Annotated in this window: 14 protein-coding genes; 9 read left to right on the top strand and 5 right to left on the bottom strand. The window is 62.9% G+C overall.

From position 1 onward, the window contains the following. Nucleotides 1-2 precede the first annotated feature (2 nt). Genes AC07VV_RS19505 through AC07VV_RS19495 form a run of 3 tightly spaced genes read left to right on the top strand, consistent with a single transcriptional unit; the run spans nt 3 to nt 3,921 of the window. Nucleotides 3-1,172: an aromatic ring-hydroxylating oxygenase subunit alpha gene (locus AC07VV_RS19505; RefSeq protein WP_495037174.1), complete on the top strand. Its 1,170-nt coding sequence runs from the start codon at nt 3-5 to the stop codon at nt 1,170-1,172. Nucleotides 1,173-1,211: 39 nt separating this feature from the next. After that, nucleotides 1,212-2,903: a choline dehydrogenase gene (locus AC07VV_RS19500; protein ID WP_495037173.1), complete on the top strand. Its 1,692-nt coding sequence runs from the start codon at nt 1,212-1,214 to the stop codon at nt 2,901-2,903. Further along, on the top strand, nt 2,887-3,921 hold the full coding sequence (locus tag AC07VV_RS19495) for a GlxA family transcriptional regulator (protein ID WP_495037172.1): 1,035 nt from the start codon (nt 2,887-2,889) through the stop codon (nt 3,919-3,921). The genes AC07VV_RS19500 and AC07VV_RS19495 overlap by 17 nt, the downstream gene beginning before the upstream one ends. Before the next feature lies 1 nt (nt 3,922). On the opposite strand, the gene AC07VV_RS19490 is transcribed toward AC07VV_RS19495, so the two are convergent. After that, a complete protein-coding gene (locus tag AC07VV_RS19490; RefSeq protein ID WP_495037171.1) occupies nt 3,923-4,651 on the bottom strand; it encodes a class II aldolase and adducin N-terminal domain-containing protein in 729 nt (242 codons plus the stop codon). 377 nt (nt 4,652-5,028) lie between these two features. On the opposite strand from AC07VV_RS19490, the gene AC07VV_RS19485 reads away from it, so the two are divergent. After that, a complete protein-coding gene (locus AC07VV_RS19485; protein ID WP_495037170.1) occupies nt 5,029-8,907 on the top strand; it encodes an amino acid adenylation domain-containing protein in 3,879 nt (1,292 codons plus the stop codon). 60 nt (nt 8,908-8,967) lie between these two features. Here the strand turns inward: AC07VV_RS19485 and AC07VV_RS19480 are convergent, their stop codons facing one another. The 3 genes from AC07VV_RS19480 to AC07VV_RS19470 all read right to left on the bottom strand — a co-directional run bounded on the left by AC07VV_RS19480 (nt 8,968) and on the right by AC07VV_RS19470 (nt 16,498). Further along, a complete protein-coding gene (locus AC07VV_RS19480) occupies nt 8,968-13,437 on the bottom strand; it encodes a hemagglutinin repeat-containing protein (protein ID WP_495037169.1) in 4,470 nt (1,489 codons plus the stop codon). Nucleotides 13,438-13,531: 94 nt separating this feature from the next. Continuing rightward, on the bottom strand, nt 13,532-15,259 hold the full coding sequence (locus AC07VV_RS19475) for a ShlB/FhaC/HecB family hemolysin secretion/activation protein (RefSeq protein WP_495037168.1): 1,728 nt from the start codon (nt 15,257-15,259) through the stop codon (nt 13,532-13,534). 105 nt (nt 15,260-15,364) lie between these two features. Continuing rightward, nucleotides 15,365-16,498 carry an MFS transporter gene (locus AC07VV_RS19470; RefSeq protein ID WP_495037167.1) on the bottom strand — a complete coding sequence of 378 codons (1,134 nt, stop codon included), beginning with the start codon at nt 16,496-16,498 and terminating at the stop codon, nt 15,365-15,367. Between the two features lie 97 nt (nt 16,499-16,595). Between AC07VV_RS19470 and AC07VV_RS19465 the strand changes: the two genes are divergently transcribed. From AC07VV_RS19465 to AC07VV_RS19455, 3 genes are all read left to right on the top strand, one after another. Continuing rightward, the gene (locus tag AC07VV_RS19465) at nt 16,596-17,360 is read left to right on the top strand and encodes an AraC family transcriptional regulator (protein WP_495037166.1); all 765 of its coding nucleotides are present in this window, start codon (nt 16,596-16,598) and stop codon (nt 17,358-17,360) included. Between the two features lie 109 nt (nt 17,361-17,469). Then, nucleotides 17,470-18,591 carry an HlyD family secretion protein gene (locus AC07VV_RS19460; protein ID WP_495037165.1) on the top strand — a complete coding sequence of 374 codons (1,122 nt, stop codon included), beginning with the start codon at nt 17,470-17,472 and terminating at the stop codon, nt 18,589-18,591. Beyond that, nucleotides 18,588-20,180, top strand: coding sequence for a DHA2 family efflux MFS transporter permease subunit (locus AC07VV_RS19455; protein ID WP_096822022.1), 1,593 nt, complete (start codon nt 18,588-18,590; stop codon nt 20,178-20,180). The genes AC07VV_RS19460 and AC07VV_RS19455 overlap by 4 nt, the downstream gene beginning before the upstream one ends. Nucleotides 20,181-20,184: 4 nt before the next feature. On the opposite strand, the gene AC07VV_RS19450 is transcribed toward AC07VV_RS19455, so the two are convergent. Further along, on the bottom strand, nt 20,185-20,625 hold the full coding sequence (locus AC07VV_RS19450) for a carboxymuconolactone decarboxylase family protein (protein ID WP_096822023.1): 441 nt from the start codon (nt 20,623-20,625) through the stop codon (nt 20,185-20,187). Between the two features lie 252 nt (nt 20,626-20,877). Between AC07VV_RS19450 and AC07VV_RS19445 the strand changes: the two genes are divergently transcribed. After that, nucleotides 20,878-21,384, top strand: coding sequence for a sigma-70 family RNA polymerase sigma factor (locus AC07VV_RS19445; RefSeq protein ID WP_495037164.1), 507 nt, complete (start codon nt 20,878-20,880; stop codon nt 21,382-21,384). Further along, nucleotides 21,384-22,343 (top strand): FecR domain-containing protein, encoded by a 960-nt coding sequence (locus AC07VV_RS19440; protein ID WP_495037163.1) that lies wholly within the window; start codon nt 21,384-21,386, stop codon nt 22,341-22,343. Before AC07VV_RS19445 ends, AC07VV_RS19440 begins: the two co-directional genes overlap by 1 nt. The last annotated feature ends 46 nt before the right edge of the window (nt 22,344-22,389 follow it).

Below are 22,389 nucleotides of genomic sequence, written 5' to 3'. Positions count from 1 at the left end.
TCATGCACAGTTTCCAGACCCGCAAGCAGCACAGCCCGGTCGACGCCTGGGATCAGCAGGATCCGGAGCAGGCCTTCACCCTGCCCTCGCGCTATTTCTACGACGACAGCCTGTTTCGTGCCGAGCGCGATAACATTTTCATGAAGGCCTGGCATGTCGCCGGGCACGTCAGTGAGTTCGCCGAACCGGGGCAGTTCGTGGTCACCGATCTGTTCGATCAGAGCGTGGTGGTGGCGAAGAATCGGCAGGGGCAGATCCATGGTTTTCACAACGTCTGCCAGCATCGCGGCAATCGCTTGCTGGAGGAACGCCGTGGCACCACCGGCGGCGTGGTGCGCTGCGCCTATCACTCGTGGTGCTACGAGATGGACGGCAGCCTGCGCGGTGCGCCGCGTTGCGAGCGGATGAAGAATTTCGAGCTGGCGCAGTTCAACATTCCGCAGGTGCGCACCGAAGAACTCGGCGGTTTCATCTACTTCAACCTCGACCCGAATGCGCCGTCGCTGCGGGACCTGTTCCCCGGCGCGGACGAAGAAATGCGCCGGGTGTTTCCAGACCTGACCGACATGCGACTGCTCGAGGAACAGGACGTGATCGTGCCGGCCAACTGGAAAGTGATCATGGACAATTCCATCGAGGGCTATCACTTCAAACTGTCCGGCCCGTGCCACATCGACCTCGCCAAACTGATCGACTTCAAGGGTTACCAGTTGATCAAACACGACAACTGGTGGACGTACGCCGCCCCCGCCAATCTGTCGGCGACCGAAGCCTACGGCGTGCCGCTGAAGAGCGAAATGAACCCGCAGGAATGCTTTTTCAACATCGGCATGTGGCCGAACAACACCTTCTACACCTTCCCGTTCTCCGAGTTTCTCGGCTCGTTCATCATGATTCCGCTGGATGCCGAGCGCTCGCTGCTGCGCTTCGGTTACTACTCCAGCAACTCCGAAACGGCCACCGTCAGCACGGCGTGCATGAAGTGGATGAACGAAGATCTCGGCCCCGAGGACATCGCCCTGAACATCTCGGTGCAAAAAGGCCTGCGCTCGCTCGGCTACGACCAGGGCCGCTACATGATCGACGCCCAGCGCAGCAATGAAAGCGAGCATCTGGTGCATCACTTTCATCGCTTGGTGTTCAACGGTATTCACGGCCACACCGTGGATTGATTCGCCCTTCCCTCGTCATTTGTCAGAACGGAGCAAACCATGGACGAAACCGGGTTTGATTACCTGATCGTGGGCGCCGGCTCGGCCGGTTGCGTGTTGGCCAATCGCCTGAGCGAAGACCCAAACGTGCGCATCCTGCTGCTGGAGGCCGGGCCCGAGGACAAGAGCTGGACAATCGACATGCCATCCGCCGTGGGCCTTGTGGTGGGGGGTTCGCGCTACAACTGGCGTTATCAGTCGGAGCCGGAGCCATACCTCGACGGCCGGCGGATCGGCACGCCAAGAGGCCGCACGCTCGGCGGTTCATCGTCGATCAACGGCATGGTCTACATCCGTGGCCATGCCCGGGATTATGACGGCTGGGCCGAACAAGGTTGCACGGGGTGGAGCTATCGCGAAGTGCTGCCGTACTTCAAGCGTGCGCAGACTCACGCCGATGGCGGCGATGACTATCGTGGTGCCGGCGGCCATTTGCACGTCACCCCCGGCGACGTCAGTACACCGTTGTGCGCGGCGTTCATCGCGGCCGGGGCCGAGGCCGGTTATGGCATCAGTGAGGACTTGAACGGTTACCGTCAGGAAGCTTTCGGCCCGGTGGATCGCACCACACGCAACGGTCGGCGCTGGAGCACTTCGCGCGGTTATCTCAGCGAAGCTTTGGCGCGTGGCAACGTACGGGTGGTCACCGATGCATTGGTGCTGCGCATCCTGTTCGAGGGTCGGCGAGCCGTCGGGATTGACTATGAACAGAACGGCGAAACGAACACCGTCCGCGCCCGCCGGGAGGTGCTGCTGACCGCCGGGGCGATCAATTCGCCGCAGTTGCTGTTGCTCTCGGGCGTGGGCCCGGCGGCAGAACTGCGCGACCTCGGGATCAGCGTCGTGCACGACCTGCCCGGCGTCGGCAAACGCCTCAACGATCACCCGGATGCCGTGGTGCAATTTCGCTGCAAGCAACCGGTGTCGATGTATCGCTGGACCACCGCGCCGGGCAAATGGTGGATCGGTGCGCGCTGGTTCGTGCGTCACGATGGCTTGGCGGCGAGCAATCATTTCGAGGCTGGGGCGTTCCTGCGTTCCCGGGCCGGCGTCGAGCACCCGGATCTGCAACTGACCTTCATGCCGTTGGCGGTGCAACCGGGCAGTGTCGAGCTGGTGCCGACCCACGCGTTCCAGATTCACATCGACCTGATGCGCCCCACCAGCCTCGGTAGCGTGACGTTGCACAGCGCCGAACCCCGGCGGCCGCCAAGGATTCTGTTCAACTACCTGAAGACCGCGCAGGATCGTGCCGACATGCGCGCCGGGGCACGGCTGGTGCGCGAAATCCTCGATCAACCGGCGATGGCCCCGTTCAAGGGCGAAGAACTGGTGCCGGGACGTTCGGTGCAGACCGACGCGGAGCTCGACGCCTGGGCGCGGCAGGTCACGGAAACCGGCTACCATGCCAGCGGCACCTGCAAGATGGGCTCGGCTGACGACCCTGAAGCTGTAGTTGATCCGCAACTGCGAGTGCTCGGACTTGAAGGCTTGCGGGTGGTGGATACGTCGATCATGCCGGTGATCGTCAGTGGCAACACCAACGCACCGACGGTGATGATCGCGGAAAAGGCCAGCGACCTGATCCGCAACCTCACCCCGCTGCCAGCGCTCGATGTACCGGTGTGGATCAACCCGCACTGGCAGACCGAACAACGATGGAGCAGAGATGGCGATGACCCGATCCGCTGAAGCTGTACCGCGCCATGAAGCACCGCTGCGAGTGGCGGTGCTGTTGCTGCCGGCGTTTTCCAATTTCGGTCTGGCAGCGGTGCTGGAACCGCTGGCCATCGCCAACTGGCTGAGCCAGCGCACGCTGTTCGAGTGGACGCTGTTGTCCTTGCAGCCCGGCCCGGTAACCGCCAGCAACGGTCTGGTGAGCATCGCCGAAGCTGGCTTGAACAACGAGCAGGCCTTCGACACCTGCGTAGTGCTGGCCAGTTTCGAAGTGCATCAACACAGCCGCAACCCGGCGCTCAAGAGCTGGCTGCGCAAGCAGGCGCTGTTCGGTGCGGTGTTGATCGGTGTCGAAACCGGCACCGAGTTGCTGGCCGCTGCCGGTGTGCTCGACGGCTACGAAGCGGCGGTGCATTGGGACAACCTGCAAGGCTTTCAGGAAAGCTACCCCAAGGTCCGCGCCCGACCGCAGCTCTACACCCTCGAACGCCAGCGCCTGACTTGCGCCGGCGCGACCACCATTCTCGACATGCTGCTGGGCTGGATCGGCCAGCGCATCGACCCGGACCTGGCCCGGGAAATCGGCCTGCACCTGTTAATGGGCCAGATGCGCGAGCCGGCGGACAATCAGCTCGACGGCGGCCTGGGCAACAGTGGGATGTACGGCAACAAGATCCGCCGCGCCGTGCAACTGATGGAAAAAGCTCTGGAGGAACCACTGGACTGCGAGGCAATTGCCAGCGAAGTCGGCCTGTCGCGACGGCAGCTGGAGCGCCAGTTCAAGCATCAGACCGGGCTCTCGCCGCTCAAGTACTACATCACCCTGCGCCTGGCCCGGGCGCACAACCTGCTGCAACAGACGCAGATGAGCGTGGCCCAGGTGGCGGCGTGTTCGGGGTTCGGTTCGCTGGAGCATTTTTCCCGCACTTACCGTGCACGGTTTGGTTGCCCGCCGAGCGAAGATCGACGCCAGGCGTGGAGCGCACCGGTGATGCGCCAGCCGTTGAGCAAGGCGCACTTGCCGCAAGAGTGAGTCACTGCCGGTACGCCGGCTCTTCCTCATCGAGGATGTTCATCAACGCCGCAAAATGCTTGGCGGCAAACCCCGGATAATCCAGCCATTGCCGACACGTCTTGCGCGCCACTTCATCGCTGGCCACGCGCAATTCGCGCCCGGTTGCCAACGCGGTGATGTACACCTCGCAGGCACGCTCGAAGTAATACAGATCATCGAACGCCTGAGCCACGCTCGACGCCGCGACCAGCAATCCATGATTGCCCATCAGCAGGATCGGTTTGTCGCCGAGCAGCCTGCTCACCCTCTCCGCCTCTTCCCCGAGGCCCATGCCGTCAAAGCCGTCATCGATCGCCACCCGCTCGAAAAACCGCATGCTGTTCTGCTCGATCGGTGGCAGCCGCGAGTCCTTCAGACAGGCCAGCGTCGTCGCGTATTTGCTGTGGGTGTGGAGGATGCAGCGGGCCTGGGGCTGGTTGCGGTGCAAGGCGCTGTGCAAGGCCCAGGCGGTGATGTCCGGGGCATCCGGGCGGTCGAGACTGGCCGGATCGTCGGCGTCGAGCAACAGCAGTTCACTGGCGCGAATCCGCGAGAAATGTTTGCCGTAAGGGTTGATCAGAAACTCGCGACCGCCCGGTGAGGTGGCCACGCTGAAATGATTGGCGATGGACTCGTGCAGGTTCAGTCGCGCGGCCCAGCGCAGGGCGCAGGCCAGCTGGATTCTCAGAGTCGGGATACTGTCGTTCATGGCTCGGGCGCTCCCGGCAGGCAGGGGTTTTCGTCCACTGTAGACGCCTGAAAAGCCCGTGCTTGACGGTAAGCGACAATGGCTGCCGTTTTTTGCAGACCTGGCAAAAGTCACAAATCAGTTAATTGACAGGGCTGTTTTATGCGCCTACGTTACCCCGCGAAGTGTTACCAAATGCTTCAACCTCACAACAAGAAACACCGCCAAGGATTGGCGTCATGCAAAGGTTCCAGCCCCGCCTGACACACTTGGCGCACCCCTGAAAAACTGAAAACGGCGCTTGCCGTCGATTCCGGACCTGTCGCTTTCGCGCCAACCGGAATGGGCACGGTATTGCCTGCCGAAAACCCGACGCAACGGAAGAAAGGATGACTCTTATGCGTGACGTACACTCGTGCCCGCTTTCCACGGCACAGCAGGAAGTCTGCCTGGCCATCAGCCAGAACCACAGCAACCTCAATTACCATCTGTGCGATGTCATCGAACTGCGCGGCGAGCTGAACCTGACCTGGCTCGAGGCCGCCATCGGCGCGCAATTCCGGCAAACCGACACCCTGCGCGCCACCTTCAGGACCGACCCGCAGACCGGCACCTGCGCGCAGTACATCCAGCCAATCGATACCCTGCCGGCCAAGGCCTTCGAGCATCTGGACGTCAGCGACCAGCCTGACCCCGAAGCCGCCTGGCGCCAGGTACTCGACCACCTGTTGCAAACCGACATGGATCTGCAACACGGCCCGTTGATCCGTTACGTGCTGATCCGCCTCGCACCCCACCACCACCGCATGATTGAACTGGCCTCGCACCTGGTGGTGGACGGGTTCGGCCACGGGATTCTGTTCGGCAACATCACCGCCCACTACAACGCCCTCAGTCGCGGCGAAGGGGTCGAGCCGTTGACGCTGGCGCCGTTGTCGAGCGTGTTCGAGGCGCAGGAGGAATATCGCCTCAGCGAGATGCACAACAAGGATCGCACCTACTGGCGCCAGTACTGCCTGAAGATGCCCGAACCGATCCAACTGGTGCCAGGCGATGCGCCGCTGATCCGGCTCAATCGCCTGCGCAAAGTGTTCGGCGGCAAAACCCTGCAACGCCTGCGCGCCGCCGCCAGCGAACACCAACTGCGGCTGTCGAGCATCCTGCTGGCACTGTGCGCGACTTACTTGCAGCGCATGACCGGGCAAGACGAACTGGCGCTCGGCATGCCAGTGGCGGCACGTCAGCTCAAGGCGCTGCGCAACGTGCCGTCGATGGTCGCCAACATCCTGCCGCTGCACCTGTCGTTCAACGCCGAGAGCACGGTGCTGACGGTGGCGGCCAACCTTCAGCGGCAACTGCGCCATCACTTGTTGCACCAGAGCTACCGCAGCGAAAGCATGATCCGCGACCTGCACGCCGAGCGCGGCAACAAGCCGCTGTTCAACACCCTGCTGAACATCGTCGCCTACGATCAGGGACCGGGGTTTGCCGGGTGCGAAACCACCCTGCAGAACGTCGCCAACGGGCCAGCGGATCATTTGGGCATCGACATCTTCGACCGTCACGCCGATGGCCGACTGGAGATCGGCTTCAATGCCAACGCCGACCTGTATTCCCCTGAAGCACTGGAACTGCATTACCAACGCCTGACCGCACTGTTCGAACGTTTCGCCACAGCGCCCGAAACCCTGGCGGCTGACTACGATCTGTTTCTGCCCGACGAACAGCAGCGTTTCTACTCGCACCCGCAAAGCGATGCGCCGTTGCCGGTATTCGCCGAGGCCTTCGCCGAGTCCGTCCGCGAACATGCCCAGCGCCCGGCGCTGAGCCAGGGTGGGCGACACCTGAGCTATGCACGCCTCGATGACGAGGCCACCCGACTGGCCGCGCATTTGCGCGAACGCGGTGTGCAGGCCGGTGACTGCGTGGTGGTGATGTTCTCGCGCAGCCTCGAATGGGCGGTGGCCGCCGTGGCCCTGTTCAAACTCGGTGCCTGCTATGTACCGGTGGACCCGGACCTGCCCGAGGCACGGATCGAACACATCTTTAGCGATGCCGATCCGGCGGTGGTGATCGTCGCACCGGGCAGTCAGCTCAAAGTCGAGATCGCCGCCGACAAACAGCTGTGGCTGAACACCGAGTTCCTGGCGCAACTGCCGCCGGCCAACGAACCGTTGGCGCCATTCGAGGCGGGGCTGCCGGGTTATCTGATCTACACCTCCGGCTCCACCGGCAAGCCCAAAGGCGTGGAAGTCACCCAGCGCAATCTGGTGCCGATCGCTCGCACCGCCATCGACGCCGCGCAGTTGCAGCCCGGCGCGCGGGTGCTGCAATTCATCGCCGCCGGTTTCGACATGTCGGTGCTGGAAATCATGATGACCCTGTTGGCCGGTGCCGAACTGGTGATCACCGACAAAGTCACCAGCGCTCCCGGCCGGGCCCTGGCGCAACTGGTCAAGCGTGAAGCCATCGATCTGCTGGTGATGACTCCGAGTCTGCTGGCCTGTCATCAGACCGAGGATTTCCCTCAGGACACCGTGCTCATGCTTGGCGGCGAGCCGTGCACCCCGGCACTGCTGGCGCGTTTCTCCCATTGCCGTCTGCTCAACGTTTACGGCCCGACGGAAACCTCCTTCGCCACTTCGATCAATGCCTGTTACGGCGCCGGTGATCTGTCCATCGGACCGGCCACCGCCAACACCCGTCTGTACGTGGTCGACAACCGCCAGCGCTTGTTGCCGCCGGGGGCCTGGGGCGATCTGTTCATTGGTGGGCCGGGCGTTGCGCGGGGCTATCGCAATCGTCCCGACCTCACGACCAAAGGCTTTGTCGCCGACCTGCTCGACGCGCAAGACACCATGTACCGCGCGGGCGACCGGGTGTTTTTCGATCATGCCGGGCGCATTCACTACCTTGGCCGGCAGGACAACCAGATCAAGCTGCGCGGTCTGCGCATCGAACTGGACGAGATCAAGAACGTCCTGCTTGGTTGTGCCGGCGTCGATGACGCCACGGTCATGTTGCGGGAACTGGCCCACGGTCCGGCCATCGTCGGTTACGTGGCGAGCAAGGATGAAAGCCTCGACAGCCAGCAACTGAAACAGGCGCTTGGCCGGCACCTGCCGCAGCACATGGTGCCGAGCGTGATCATGCGCGTGGACGAGTTCCCGTTGACCCCCAACGGCAAACTGGCTGTCGATCGCCTGCCCGCGCCGACGCGGCAGGACGCAGCCGAACTGTCGCCTGCGCAGACCCCGGAAGAAGCCACGATGTGCAGTCTGTTTGCCGAAGCCCTGGGCTGCAGCGAAGTGTTTGCCAACCAGAGTTTCTTCGACCTCGGCGGGCATTCGTTGCTTGGGTTGCAACTGGTCAGCCGGATCAAGGAACAGTTCGGCATCGCGCTGGGCATCGCCGACTTCCTCGCAGGACCGACCCCGCGACAACTGGCCCGACGCCTGCAGCACAACACCGGTGCCAGCGATCCGTTCGACGCCGTGCTGGCGCTGCGCACCGAAGGCTCGCGGCCGCCGCTGTTCTGCATCCACCCCGGCGGCGGGATTGCCTGGCCCTACGCAGGGCTGCTGCCGTACCTGCCCGAGGATCAACCGCTGTACGCGTTGCAATCGCCGATCCTGCGCGATCCGACGCGGGTGATCGAGTCGCTGGATGAGCTGGCCGAGGAATACCTGCAACGCATCATCGAGCTGTATCCCGAGGGACCGTATCAACTGGCCGGCTGGTCGGTGGGCGGCAACCTGGCGTTGCGCATGGCGGCGATGTTGCAGGCCCGAGGGCGTGAGGTGAGCTTCCTGTGCATGTTCGACAGCTACCCGCTGCAGGGCGGCCCGGCATCGCTGAAGCTCGACGATGCGATGATCATCAGCCGGATGACCCGCGCCATCGTCGGCACGCCACGGGCCGGCCTCAAGGGCCTGAAAAGTGCGATGGAAGAAGTGCTCGGCAGCCGGCAGATCGGCGACGAGTTCCTGAGCCGTCTGGTCGACGATTCGAAACGGATGCTGGAGTTGCTGGGCAGGACGCAGTACGAACAGTACCAGGGCGATATGCTGTTCATCCGTGCCACCGCAGACATCCTGCGTCAGGATGAACAGCAGCCGTCGCTGTGGTCGCCGTACATCAGCGGCGAGCTGATCCGGCATGACGTCGAAGCCCCCCACGAGTGCCTGTTGCAGCGTCAGTACCTGGAGCAATTCGGCAAACGCTTTGTGGAGGAACTGCTCAAGCGGCAGACCGTTCACACGCTGACCGCGGTTTAACCGCTACAAAAAAAGGTGGGAGCCCGTTACCGGGCTCCCACCTTTTTTATTGCCGACGAATCAACCTCTTTCGTCGATCCCCGCTTGCAGGGACTGGCTGTCCAGGTGACCGCTCAAGGTCACCGGGCCGACTTTCAGGTTACCGTTTTCAAGGGAAACCTTCGGTGCGTTTTCTTCGGTTTTGTGCGGCAGATCCAACCCCGCTTTCACGCCGTAGTCGCGGTTGCTCAGGTCGCTGCTGCTGACCTTCGAATCACCCAGATCGACGTTGCCCCCGGTGGCGGAAATCCGCGCGCCAGTCAGTTGCGTAGCGCCGCCGACAGTGAGGTTCACACCCTGGCTACCGCTGATACCGGAAGCCTGTTTCACGCTGTCCTTGTGCGCGTATTCGCCGTCGACTTTCAGCGTTGGCTTGTAGTCGGTGCCGGCCAGTTTGCCTTTGTCATCTGCGGGCGTCTTCTTGGCGGTCAGGCCCAGATCCACATCGACCTTGGCATGAGTGCTGGAGTCCTGACGGCTTTCGACCGTCAGATCACCGGCCACCTTGCCGCTGACGTTGCGCGCATCGATCCGCGCACCGCTCAGGCTCGCATCACCGGCGCTGTTCAACACCACAGTGTCAGCCTTGATCTGGCTGTTCTGCTGGGTGGTGCCTTGCAGGTAGTCCACGCCGACTTTGGCCCCGGCATTGAAGCCGTGATCGCTGCTGACTTTTTCATCGGCGGCGGTCGGTGTGCTTTTGCTCAGATTGCCACCGGCATTCAACGCCACATTCCAGTTGTTGCGGTTGTCGCTGGACTGTGCGGACTCCTGAACGAAGCCGCCCTTCTGCGCGTCGATGTTGACGTTTGGCGCGCTGACCTGAGTGCCTTGCAGGCGCACCGAGTCGCCGCTCAGCGCAATGCCGTTCTGGCTGTTGAGCTGACCACCGGTGAGGGTCTGCGTGTTCTCGTTGACCCGACCGATGTTGAAGTTGCCGCTGAGGTTGCCGCCCTGATCGCGGCTCTTCTCGCTGCTGGTCTTGCTGCCGCCGGCCTTCAGACCGCCGCCGAGATTGCTACCGGTGGCGACGTGCGAATCAGTGGCCGCTTGCAGGTCGAGCTTGCCGTCGGCCTTCAGGTCGATAGCGCCAGCGCTGTCGATCTTCGTGCCCTGCTGAACCTGATTACCGCCGCTGCTCAATTGCACCGGGCCGTTGCCACTGATGCTGGCGACATGCGCCTGGGTGTCGGTGGTCTGGTTGCCTTTGTGATCGAGCTGGAACCCGGCGCCGAGATCGACATTGGTGCCGTCGGTACCCGGCAAGGTGCCGACGGTCAGCGAGCCGTTGCCACGCAGGCTGGAGCTGTCGCTGCTCTGACGGTCGTTGGCCTGATTCAGGGCCAGATCACCGCCGGTCTTGACGCTGACACCGCCCTGGCCACCGTCGAAACGACTGCCTTCGAACTGTGCGTCGCGGGCGACATTGATGTTCACGCCTTGATTGCCAGCGTAACCACCGACCACCGCCGTGGCGCTGTTCTTGTTCGACTGGCTGCTGCCGCCCGCGCCGCTGCCGGCCACGTTCACGTCTTCACCGGTCTTGGTGTAGACGCGCACATCAACCTTGGCATCCACTGAATTTTCGGTGCTGCTGCGGGTGTTGTTCGCGGCATCGGCCACCAGTTTGTCAGCGCTGATGTTCACTTTGCCGGCGCTGGCGTTGTACTGGGTGCCCTGGTCGTGCAGCGTGCCGCCGACCTTCACGTCCACGGTCTTGCCGTCGAACTGGCTGACCACGGCGTTACTGCTCTGCTCGGTTTTTTCAGCGCTGGCATGACCGACCGCCACGTCGATACCGACGTTCGGCTGACCGAGATTGGCCAGTGCGTCCTTGTCAGGCACTTTGCCGCCGAGCACGTCTTTCACCGCGCCGGCAATCGGCCGGGCGATGTCTTTGTACTCGACGTTGGCGCCGATGTCTGCCGACCAGTTGCTCTCCTTGTGGGTGCTGCTCTCGGTGTTGCTGGCGGCACGGTTGTCCACTTCGTTGGCGGCGACGTTCAGACCTTTGCCGGACTTGAGTTGCGCACCCTCGGTGACGAGTTTGTCAGCGTTGATGTTCAGGCTGCCGCTGCTCTGCACACCGGTAGTTTGCGCGGTGGTTTTGCCGGTGGTGTCTTGCGAAGTGCTGTGCGAGAAGTCCACGCCGCTGCCCGCGCGGTCGAGGCCGCCGGTGTAGTAGAAGCCGCCGCCGGTGCTGCGGGTTTCGGTCGAAGTATTGTGGCTGTCCTGCTCGGCCAGCAACGAAACGTTCTTGCCGCTCAGGGTGGTGTCGCCGGCGGTGGATTTCACCTCGGCGCCCTTGAGCGTCACATCGCCGCCCGCCTTCACTTGCACAGTGCCGCCGCTGAGGCTGGAACCCTGCTGCGTGACGTCGTTGGCGGTGACGGTTTGGGCCTTGTCTTCGTAATGCACGCCGGCGCGATACTGCTCCGCCGTCTGCTCCTTGGCATAAGCGTCGAAACCACGGGTCTGTGTGCTGTTGCTGCTGTCGTGGGTGTTCTGCGTCGAATGCACATTCACATCACCCGCCGCATCCGCCGTCAGCGAACCGCCGGCCTTGACCGTGGAGCCGGCGACTTCGATGTCCTTGGCGCTTTTCAGCTTGAGGTTGCTGTCCGACACCAGCTCGCTGCGCACCGTGGTGCTGTCCTTGCTGTTCTGCCGGGACTCGTCCTTGGTGATGCCGAAGAACTTGCTGTCCTTGTCGTGGTTGTTGCTGTGCGAGGTGTCCTGCACGCCGTCGATGGTCAGCGAACCGTTGTCGCTGATCACGCTGGCGTCCTTGCCGCCACGCACCTGGCTGCCGCTGATGCGCACGTCGTCCGCCTTGACCACCAGTTTGCCGGCCGCGTTGATCTTGCTGCCCTGATGCTGGGTCTGGCCCTTGTCGGCGTCGCCGGTCTTGCCGAAGAAACCGCCGCCGACCAGATCACCGGAATAGCGGTTATCGCTGCTGCGGTTGGTGCGGGTCGCGGTGGTGATTTCCACTTGTTTGCCGGCCAGTTGCAGATCGCTGGCGCTGTTCAGCTCGGCGCCTTCGGAGCGCAACAGTGCCGCGGTTTGCAGGGCGATGTTGCCGCCTTTCAACTGGCTGGTGACGCTGCGCTGTTCTTCGCTGCTGCTGTCCCAATCGGCTTTCCACAGGTGCTTGCGGTGCTTGCCCTGATCGGTCTGGGTGTGGCTTTCAGTGGCGGCGGTCAGGCGCAGGTCGCCGCCGCTTTGCACGCTGAGGTTGTTCTTCGCTTCGACCTTGGCCGCTTTCAGTTCGGTGTCTTTGCCGGACGACAGCTGCGCGTCGCGGCTGGCGACGATCTGGCTGCCGTGCTGGCGCGAATCGCTGTCAGTCTTGGTGCGCTCGTAGGTTTCCCAGGTGATGCCGATGGTGCTGTTGTTCCAGTTCTCGCGCTGTTCCTGGAGCTTGCGGCTTTCGACGGTGGTCAGGGTCAGGTTGCGTTTGGCATCGACCTTCACGTCACGACCGCTGACATCAGTGGCGGCCAGCGTCAGGTCCTTGCCACTGTGCAGGCCGACGTCGCCCTGGCTGCTGCGGATGCCGGAGCGGGTCACATCGAGGCTGTCCGGAATCGCCTGACCGCTGACGCTCAAGTCGCCAGCCGAACGAATCTGTACGCCGTCACGCCCGGCGACTTGCACAGCCCCGACCTTCACGCCTGCGCCTTCGGCGGTGCTGACGATGTTGATGCGCCCGGCCTGCATCGCGCCGAACAGGCTGGCGTCGATCCGCTGATCGGTGGTGTTGCCCGCCGGGTCCACGGCTTTCACCTGGCCGCTGGCGTAGTCGATCTGATTGCGTCCGACAGTGAGGTTCAGTTGATCACGCGCAGTGATTGCGCCCTGGCTGTCGATGCGCGGTGCGATCAGGTTGATCGAGCCTTCGCCATTGCGCAGCCCGCCGCCCTGAATCTGCAGCTGGCCGGTGGCATCGCGGGTGCTCAGGGCTTGCAGCTTGCCGTCGTTCAGCTCGGGACGGCCGACCACCAGATTGGCGTTCGGCGTGTTGATGAAACTGCCGCCGTTCACCGAAATGCCGTTCGGGTTGGCGAGCACGTAGTCGGCGGCGCGACCGAAGATTTCCTGGGCGCCGTTGATGGCCGACGGGTTGCGGCTGATCACTTCGTTGAGGATCACGCTCGCGGCCTGGCCCTGCAATTGCGGGTTGGCCGCCAGTTGCCCGGCGAGCTGCGATTGCCCGGCCTGCAAGGCGTTGTTCAGCACCAGCCCCTGACGGTCGACGTTGTAGTCGAGGAACTGGTTGTGCGACAGGCCCGAACCGTTAGGCGCCACGATATTGATGATGGGCACACCGCCCTGGTTCTGCAATTGCGCGGTGCCGCCGGGGCCGGGTGTGACCACCACACCACCGGCGATGGCGCCCGGCAGATGAGCGACCAGGAACAGGCTGGCGATGGCCCAGCGCAGTTTGCCCCGTGGGGAAAGATGAAACGCAAAGGTATTCATTGGCATAAAAAACTCTCCATGTAGTGCGGCATCACGTTGCGCGTTGAGTAGAAGGCCACGGCTGTCGCGCTCAGGTCCGATGGCTGTTGTTCACTGACGTTCATATCTGTAATCCGACCCGCATCAGCCAGGTTTCAGGCTCGCTGTGCAGACCGGTCGGGGTGTTGAGGCTGCGTTGGTAATCGACATCCACTTGCAGGTTTTTCCAGCCCAGGTTGAAGCCGATGCTGGCGCCGCTCAGGCGTTGAACCGAGGCGCCGTGGTCGGCTTTGATCCAGCCGTGGTCGAGTCCGATTCGCGGGGTGAGCTGCACGGGAAAATCACTGCGCAGCGGCAGGCGCAAGGTGTTGCGCCAGATCGCGCCGCTGGCACCCGACGCACTGCTGACCCGGTAACCGCGCACGGCGGAATCGTCGGTGCCAAGCAATTGTTCGATCGCCGGCAACGGATCGGGGCTGTATTGCAGATTCAGCTGGCTCTGCCATTGCCAGGCCTGGGCGCCGAGCCGGCCGTTGCGCCATTGGCTGAGACCGGCGCGGTACTTGCGAAACTGTGCTTTGGGCAGGTTCTTGACCTGATGATCGGCATCGTCGTCGGCACCCAGCCAGCGCAGGCCCTGGGCGTAGTTGAAATCCAGGTTCCACACCGCGCGATCGAGCCAGAACAGATTGAGCCCGGCCTCGGCCACGGTCAGTGTCGGGCTCTGGATGCCGAGGCGGACGTTTTCCAGGTAGCTGTCGACATCCTTGTGCGCCAGTTGCAGGTTGGTGCTGAGCTGATGGCTCTGGTCGCGCCACAACACGCGGTCGGCGCGCAGACTGAGCTGATCGGTGATGCCGGTGCTGTGCAGGGTCGCCGCGCTGAGTTTGAACGGTGCACGATATTCGGCGTGGCTGGCGAAGGTGCTGAACGTCCAGTAACCGTAGGGAATCGCGTAATAGAGGCTGGCGTTGCGGCTGTAGCGGTCGCCCTGATTGAGCGTGTCGCTGGCGCTGAGGCTCAACAGGTCGTTGAGTTCGAGCGGACTGTCGAGGGTCAGGCTGAGCGTATCGCGATCACGGCCGGTGCTGGCGCTGCCGAGGTTGTCGAAACCGGCGCCGAGTGCCCAGCGCGACTGCCCCGAGGTCCGTGAACGCAAGATGATTTTTGACGCGCCAGGCTGACTGCCGGGGGCGATGTCGGCGGTCAGATCCAGCGAGCGCAGACGGTTCAACTGATCCAGCCCCTGCTCCAGATCCCGCAGGTTCAGCGGCTTGCCGAGCATGCCGGGAAACGCGCCACCGAGGGACACCGGCAGGCTCTGGTCGGCCAGTTCGATGGACTCGATGTAGCCTTCGTCGATCAGGATATCCAGCGACTGGCCCGCTGCCGGCGCACTGCTCAGGTACGGCCGGCTGGCGATGTAGCCCTTCTCCACGTAGAGCGCGGTGATGGTCGCCAGCAAATGGTTGATCTGGCCGACACCCATGCACGGCGCCAGCAGCGGTTTGATCCGGGCGTTGAGCTTGTCCTTATCGATTAGCGTGACACCGCCGATGCGCGTGCCGCTCAGGGGCCAGCAGCGTTCGTCGGGTTTGATCGATTCAGGAATGGCCGGGGTGGCAGGCGCCGGGCCGAACGCGCCGCGCTCCAGTTGCCGCTTGCGCTGTTCGAGTTGCAGTTGTTGCAGATCGCGCTGTTGCAGTTGTTGCTGGCGCAGCACTTCCTGGCCCGGGGCTGGAGCTTCGGCGGCGAGAACGCTGGGCGCATACACACTCAACAACAAGGCCGACAACAGCGGGCGAGGCAGGAAACTACAACGGGTAACAGCGCGAATCGAATACGGCACTCAACATCCTTGCAATCAAATGGCTTAATGCCATCCCATCAATTGCAGTGATAGTCAGAGCCTTCCTACACAATTGCAAGACGCTTCCTACGTTGCTTACATTTCTTAAACAAATGCCTTTTTAGCGCGGATCGCCAGCGATAACGCGAGCAAGTTGCAGATCATCAGGGTTTCCCCGAGGGCCTGAGACCACGCTGCCAACATCAATCCCGCACCGATCAGCAGGTAATAAAACAGCCCCAGCGATGCGCCGGCGGTGCCCAAACGATCGGTGTAATTGCTCAGCGCTGCGCCCAGAATGTTCGGGATCGCCATGCCGAACGCCAGTACCACCAGCAGCATCGGCAACACAAACCAGACGTACGCCTGCAGCAACCACACGCCGATGCCACCGAGTAAACCGGTGAGCGCTGACAGGCGAATCAACTGCAGCGGCCTGCAACCGATTTGCAGCAAGCGTTTGTTGAGCCATGCTCCAAACCCTGAGGCCAATGCGAGCATCACGCCGCTGTAGCCGAACCACTCGCCGCTCAAGCCGAGAAGTTCGAACTGAAAAGGCCCGAGGCTGTAATAGCTGAACAACGCGACGTTGAACGATGCGATCCACAGCGCCGATCGCCAGATACCGGGATCGCGCAACATGTCGCCCATGGTTGCGAACAGGCCGACGGAGGTCAGTTGTGGTGGACGGGTTTCCGGCAAGGCGCGCCAACTCCAAATCCACAAGGCCGATGCCAGCAACAGCAGCGCACCGAGCACGCCGCGATAACCGAAGCCCTGAACCAGGCTCGCCCCGCTGAACAGACCGATGGCCGGGCTGGCCGCCAGCGCCATGCCCACCAGAGAAAAGACCTGGGCCAGTTCGCTCCCGCGATAGCGGTCACGCAATAACGTCTGGGTCACCACCGAGCCGACGGCGGCGCCAAATGCCGCCAGCGCCTGGGCCATCAACAGACCGTTGAAACTGCGCACGCTCAAGCCGAGTACGCAGGCAACCGCATAAATCGCCAGACCGGCAAGCATCGAGGGCCGCCGGCCAATCCGGTCGCACACCCGGCCCCACGTCACTACACCAAACGCGAAAGCCAGGAAGTACACCGACAAAGTTTGCGCCGCCGCTTGCGGGCCGACATCAAATGCCCGGCCGATATCCCCCAGCGCCGGGCTGAACAGGGTCTGGGCGATTTGCGGAAACATCAGCAGCGCAATCGCCAATATCAAAAACTTTCCAGGGTTCATCACCATGACTCCTCAACAAAAACGCCGAGGAGTTTAAAAAGTCGCGACTGACGTATTATCCAAACCCTGACAACTTATCGTTGAAATCGGACAACCCATGGCCTGGCTCGAAGCCCACGACCGTTTTGACCCGGATCGCTTCCCTGCGCCGGTAATCGGCATCGCCTCTACCCTCGGCGATCACGACTCCGGCCTGCATCGGCATCAGCGCGGACAACTGCTCTACACCCGACAGGGCTGCACGCGCATCACGCTGGCGCAGCAGTTGTGTCTGCTGCCGCCGTCGCGGGCGGCGTGGATTCCCGGTGGCGTCACGCATCGGGCGGTGATGCAGCAAAGCGTCGACTATCGCTCCATCTACCTGACACCCGAGTTGTGTCGCGAGCTACCGCAACAGGTCTGCGTGATCGAGGTCAGCCCGCTGCTGCGCGCCGTGCTGGAACCGATGGCGATGGCCGAGTTCGCCACCGATTGGCAGCAGGGCAAATTCGTCCATCTGCTGGGGCTGTGCCTGAGTGAAATCCGTGACGCGGCACAGCAACCGATGCTGCTGCCATTGCCGCAAGACAAACGTCTTTCGCCTCTGCTTGCACGCCCCGAACAACTGCCACCGGAGCTGCAAGTGCTGGAGCAACAGATCGGCGCCAGCAACCGCACCATCGGCCGGATCTTCCAGCGCGAAACCGGCATGAGCTATCAGCAATGGCGCCAGCAATGGCGACTGATGCGCGCCATGGAATTGCTCGCTACCGGGCGCAACCTCGGCTATTGCGCGTTTGAACTGGGTTTCGCCAGCGACAGCGCATTCATTGCGTTCTTCAAGACCATGACCGGCACGACGCCCGGCAGTTGGCTGCGATAAGCAAACGACGACCGGCAGCAAAAATCATTTGCTACGAAATATTACCTGCGTCATATTACAGCCGTAATAACAACCCGTTTTTGCCGGTATTAGCCGCAGGTATTACGCCATGACCAGCATGCCCACCGTTGAACCCGATCTCGCCGTTCCGGTCAGCGCTCCCAAACCTCCCCTGCTCAAACGCCTGTTGTTGCCCACTGCGGGCCTGGCCGCGTTGGTGTTCGCCGGGCTGTATGCCGTGCATTGGTGGGGCGCCGGTCGATTTCTCGAAGAGACCGACGATGCCTACATTGGCGGTGACGTCACGGTGATCGGGCCGAAAGTCGCCGGTTACATCGAAGAAGTGTTGGTCAGCGACAACCAGCCGGTGAAGGCCGGCGACGTGCTGATCCGCCTCGACGCCCGGGACTATCGCGCCAATCTGGCCAAGGCCGAAGGCGCAGTAGCCGCTGAAGAAGCGCTGCTGGCCAACCTAGACGCCACCGAACAACTGCAACAAGCGGTGATCGGTCAGGCCCGCGCCGGCATCGATGCCGCCGGTGCCGAAACCGCCCGCTCCCGAGACGACAACGCACGCTACAAACGTTTGGTGACCACCAATGCGGTTTCGGTGGAAAGCGCGCAACGGGCCGACGCCACCTTCAAGACCGCGCAAGCCTTGAGCGCCAAGGCCCAGGCCGAATTGCTGGCTGCGCAACGCCAACTCACCGTGATCGAAACCCAGAAACAACAGGCCCGCGCCGCGCTTCAGCAAGCCCGGGCCGAACGTGATCTGGCGCAACTCAACCTCGGCTACACCGAGCTGCGCGCCCCGGTCGACGGCGTGATCGGCAACCGCCGCGCACGGGTCGGCGCTTACGCTCAGGCCGGTTCGCAACAATTGTCGGTGGTGCCGGCCAGCGGTCTGTGGGTCGATGCCAACTTCAAGGAAGACCAGTTGGCGCGGATGAAACCCGGCCAGCGCGTGAGCATCCGCGCCGACGTGTTGTCCGGTCAGGAATTCCACGGCCGCCTCGACAGCCTCGCCCCGGCCACCGGTTCGCAGTTCAGCGTGCTGCCGCCGGAAAACGCTACGGGCAACTTCACCAAGATCGTCCAGCGGGTGCCGGTGCGGATCCTGCTCGACCCAGCCGACGGCGTGCTCGGCCACCTGCGTCCGGGCCTGTCGGTGACGGCTGAAGTCGACACCCGCGCCCAGCCTGAAACCACCGCCGTGGCCAGCGCGCCATGAGCCGCGCCCTCGCCGTCCCTGCGCAGCCGTTCAATGCCGCCGAGATGGCGACGGCAACCAAAGTGTTCGCCTTCGCCACCATGTGCATCGGCATGTTCATCGCGCTGCTGGACATTCAGATTGTCTCGGCCTCGCTGCGCGATATCGGCGGCGGGTTGTCTGCCGGCACCGATGAAACGGCATGGGTACAGACCAGTTACCTGATCGCCGAGATCATCGTGATCCCGTTGTCGGGCTGGCTGTCGCGAGTGTTCTCCACGCGCTGGTTGTTCTGCGCCTCGGCCGTCGGTTTTACCCTCGCCAGCCTGTTGTGCGGCGCGGCCTGGAACATCCAGAGCATGATTGCCTTTCGGGCGCTGCAAGGGTTTCTCGGCGGCTCGATGATTCCGCTGGTGTTCACCACGGCGTTCTTTTTCTTCACCGGAAAACAACGGGTGATCGCAGCCGCGACCATCGGCGCCGTGGCGTCGCTGGCGCCGACATTGGGCCCGGTGATCGGTGGCTGGATCACCGACATCTCGTCCTGGCACTGGCTGTTCTACATCAACCTGGTGCCGGGGATTTTCGTCGCCGTGGCGGTGCCGATGCTGGTCAAGATCGACCAGCCGGAACTGTCGCTGCTCAAGGGCGCGGACTATCTGAGCATGGTGTTTCTGGCGCTGTTTCTCGGTTGCCTGGAATACACCCTCGAAGAAGGCCCGCGCTGGAACTGGTTCAGCGACCAGACCATCCTGACCACCGCGTGGATCAGCGCCCTGGCCGGTGTGGCGTTCGTCGGTCGCACGCTGCACGTGGCCAATCCGATCGTCGACCTGCGCGCCCTCAAGGATCGCAATTTTGCTCTCGGCTGTTTCTTTTCGTTTGTCACCGGGATCGGCCTGTTCGCGACGATTTACCTGACGCCGCTGTTTCTCGGCCGGGTGCGTGGCTACGGTGCGCTGGACATTGGTCTGGCGGTTTTTTCCACCGGGGTGTTCCAGATCATGGCGATTCCGCTGTACGCCTTTCTGGCCAATCGCATCGATCTGCGCTGGATCATGATGGCGGGCCTGGCGTTGTTCGCGTTGTCGATGTGGGAATTCAGTCCGATCACCCACGATTGGGGTGCCGGGCAATTGATGCTGCCGCAAGCCCTGCGCGGGATTGCCCAGCAACTGGCGGTGCCGCCGGCCGTGACGCTGACGCTTGGCGGGCTGGCGCCGGCGCGTTTGAAACACGCCTCGGGCCTGTTCAACCTGATGCGCAACCTGGGCGGTGCAATCGGAATTGCGGCGTGCGCGACCATTCTCAACGACCGCACCAACCTGCACTTCACGCGGTTGGCGGAGCATCTGAACAGCAGCAACGAAGCGTTGAATCAGTGGCTGGCCCAGGTCGGCGGCAACTTCGCCGCACTGGGTCAGAGCGGTGACGTCGGCATCACCGCCGGCCTGCATCAGTTATGGCTGCTGACCTACCGCGAGGCGCAGACCCAAACCTATGGCGACACGTTCCTGATGATCATGGTGTGCTTCGTGATCGCCACGGCGATGGTGCCCTTGATGCGCAAGGTGCAACCACCGGCCGCGCCGAGTGCCGATGCACATTGACCGATCAGGCTTGTGGGGTTTTGCGAAAGCCCACGGCCAGACGGTTCCAGCTGTTGATGGTGCTGATCGCCACGGTCAGGTCGACCATTTCTTTCGGCGAAAACTGGGCAGCGACCGCTTCGTAATCTTCGTCCGGGGCGTGGGTCAGGCTCAGTTGGGTCAGTGATTCGGTCCACAGCAGCGCGGCGCGCTCACGGTCGGTGAAGAACGGGGCTTCGCGCCAGGCCGTCACGGCGAACAACCGGCGTGGGGTTTCGCCGCCCTTGATCGCGTCAGTGGTGTGCATGTCGATGCAGAACGCACAGCCATTGATTTGCGAGGCGCGCAGCTTGACCAGTTCGATCAGGGTCTTTTCCAGCGGCAGCTTCGAGACGGCGGTTTCCAGGGCGATCATCGCTTTCAGGGCATCTGGGGAAGCGGTGTAGAAATCGGCACGAGGTTTCATGGTGGTTCTCCGGGGCGAGTGAATGTGTGGCTACGTTAGTCCCGGGGGCGGGCCAGGCAAATAGCCAATCTCCCGGAAGACGAGTAGGCCACTTGGTTGGCGTCAGAAAAGAAAGTGTCGGGGGGCAATTGCCAGCGCTCGTTCCGCGCCACTAGAATGCGATCAATTCTTAATTGCACACTTTTCGCACTCTCGATTGCTCATCTACATTGCAACCAGGCAACGGACGCCCGAAACGAGTATCTGCCCCTCATGTCGTCCCTCGATCAGCCCTTGAATCAGCAAGTCCAGACGCTCTACAGCGAACACCACGGGTGGCTGCAGGGCTGGTTGCAGCGCAAGCTGGGCAATCGCTGCGATGCGGCCGATCTGGCGCACGATACATTCCTGCGCCTGCTGACCCGCCAGGTGATCAAACCGCTGGGCAGCGAACCCCGGGCGCTGTTGACGCACATTGCCAAAGGTCTGGTGATCGACCGCTGGCGCCGTCAGGACATCGAGCGCGCCTACCTGGAAACCATCGCCAGCCTGCCCGCCGCCGAGGTGCCGTCGCCGGAGACCCGTTATCTGATTCTCGAAACCCTGTGGCGCATCGAGGCGTTGCTGCGCGAGTTGCCGGCGCAGACCCGCGACACGTTCCTGCTGTCGCAGATCGAAGGCCTGACCTACGCGCAGATCGCCACGCGCCTGAAGGTTTCGCTGATCACCGTGAAACGCCACATGCGCGCCGCGTTCATTGCCTGCCTGAGTGTCGCCTGATGAGTTCGTCGATGATCAATCCGCAGATTCTCGGTGAAGCCGCCGACTGGCTGGTGCAGTTGCATTCGGGCAGCGCCTCGCCGTCCGATCATCAGGCCATCGCTCAGTGGCGCAGCCGCAGCGCCGAGCACGCCATCGCCTGGCAACGGGCCGAAGCGCTGCTGGGGGATTTACGCAGTGTGCCGGCCAATGTGGCGATCCAGACCTTGCAACGGGCTTCGCGCAAAGAAGGCCTCAGTCGTCGCCAAACCCTCACCCGCCTCGGCCTGCTGTTGATGGCCGGGCCGTTGGGCATCGCCTCGCAACATGTGCCCTGGCAGCAATGGACCGCCGATCAGCGCACCGCCGTCGGCGAGCAAAAAACGCTGCAACTGCCGGACGGCACTCAGTTGCTGCTCAACACCGACAGCGCCGTGAACATCGCTTTCAGCCCGGTCGAGCGGCGGGTCTTGCTGCTCAACGGCGAAGTACTGATCAACACCGCCAGCGATGCCGCCGCCCGCCCGTTCATGGTCGAAACCCCACAAGGCGTGGCCCGTGCGTTCGGCACGCGGTTCTGCGTGCGCACCGAGGGTTCGCGCAGCCTGGTGTCGGTGCTGGAGGGGCAAGTACAAATCACCCCGGAACTGCTCAAGCAAAATGCAATGCTCAAGGCCGGCGAGCGCCAGCGCTTCAAACTGAACGGCTTCGACAGCGCCGAAACCTTCGACACCGCGAGCCTGGCCTGGGACAAAGGCATGCTGCTGGCCAGCAACATGCGCCTGGACGAATTGCTCGGCGAACTGAGCCGCTATCGTCGGGGCGTCTTGCGCTGTCATCCGGACGTCGCGGCGATGCGCGTGTCCGGAGCGTTTTCCCTGCGCGACACCGACGCCAGCCTGCGCCTGCTCAGCGACACCCTGCCGCTGAACATCAACAGCCTGACCCGCTATTGGCTGTCGGTCGAACCCCGTGTCTGAACCCGGTGAAATTATTTTCGATGTTCACTGATACCTTTTCGCGCCT

Source organism: Pseudomonas sp. GW821-FHT02C04, assembly GCF_059421845.1.
Note: the sequence above shows the minus strand (reverse complement) of the source record. Positions and strands in the feature narration are given on the sequence as shown.

What these genes read in the sequence shown, in the direction of transcription:
- AC07VV_RS19465 (WP_495037166.1), top strand. Translation starts at nt 16,596, where the DNA reads ATGGCCTGGCTCGAAGCCCACGACCGTTTTGACCCGGATCGCTTCCCT.
- AC07VV_RS19490 (WP_495037171.1), bottom strand. Translation starts at nt 4,651, where the DNA reads ATGAACGACAGTATCCCGACTCTGAGAATCCAGCTGGCCTGCGCCCTG.
- AC07VV_RS19500 (WP_495037173.1), top strand. Translation starts at nt 1,212, where the DNA reads ATGGACGAAACCGGGTTTGATTACCTGATCGTGGGCGCCGGCTCGGCC.
- AC07VV_RS19450 (WP_096822023.1), bottom strand. Translation starts at nt 20,625, where the DNA reads ATGAAACCTCGTGCCGATTTCTACACCGCTTCCCCAGATGCCCTGAAA.
- AC07VV_RS19480 (WP_495037169.1), bottom strand. Translation starts at nt 13,437, where the DNA reads ATGCCAATGAATACCTTTGCGTTTCATCTTTCCCCACGGGGCAAACTG.
- AC07VV_RS19495 (WP_495037172.1), top strand. Translation starts at nt 2,887, where the DNA reads ATGACCCGATCCGCTGAAGCTGTACCGCGCCATGAAGCACCGCTGCGA.
- AC07VV_RS19460 (WP_495037165.1), top strand. Translation starts at nt 17,470, where the DNA reads ATGACCAGCATGCCCACCGTTGAACCCGATCTCGCCGTTCCGGTCAGC.
- AC07VV_RS19470 (WP_495037167.1), bottom strand. Translation starts at nt 16,498, where the DNA reads ATGAACCCTGGAAAGTTTTTGATATTGGCGATTGCGCTGCTGATGTTT.
- AC07VV_RS19440 (WP_495037163.1), top strand. Translation starts at nt 21,384, where the DNA reads ATGAGTTCGTCGATGATCAATCCGCAGATTCTCGGTGAAGCCGCCGAC.
- AC07VV_RS19485 (WP_495037170.1), top strand. Translation starts at nt 5,029, where the DNA reads ATGCGTGACGTACACTCGTGCCCGCTTTCCACGGCACAGCAGGAAGTC.
- AC07VV_RS19455 (WP_096822022.1), top strand. Translation starts at nt 18,588, where the DNA reads ATGAGCCGCGCCCTCGCCGTCCCTGCGCAGCCGTTCAATGCCGCCGAG.
- AC07VV_RS19505 (WP_495037174.1), top strand. Translation starts at nt 3, where the DNA reads ATGCACAGTTTCCAGACCCGCAAGCAGCACAGCCCGGTCGACGCCTGG.
- AC07VV_RS19445 (WP_495037164.1), top strand. Translation starts at nt 20,878, where the DNA reads ATGTCGTCCCTCGATCAGCCCTTGAATCAGCAAGTCCAGACGCTCTAC.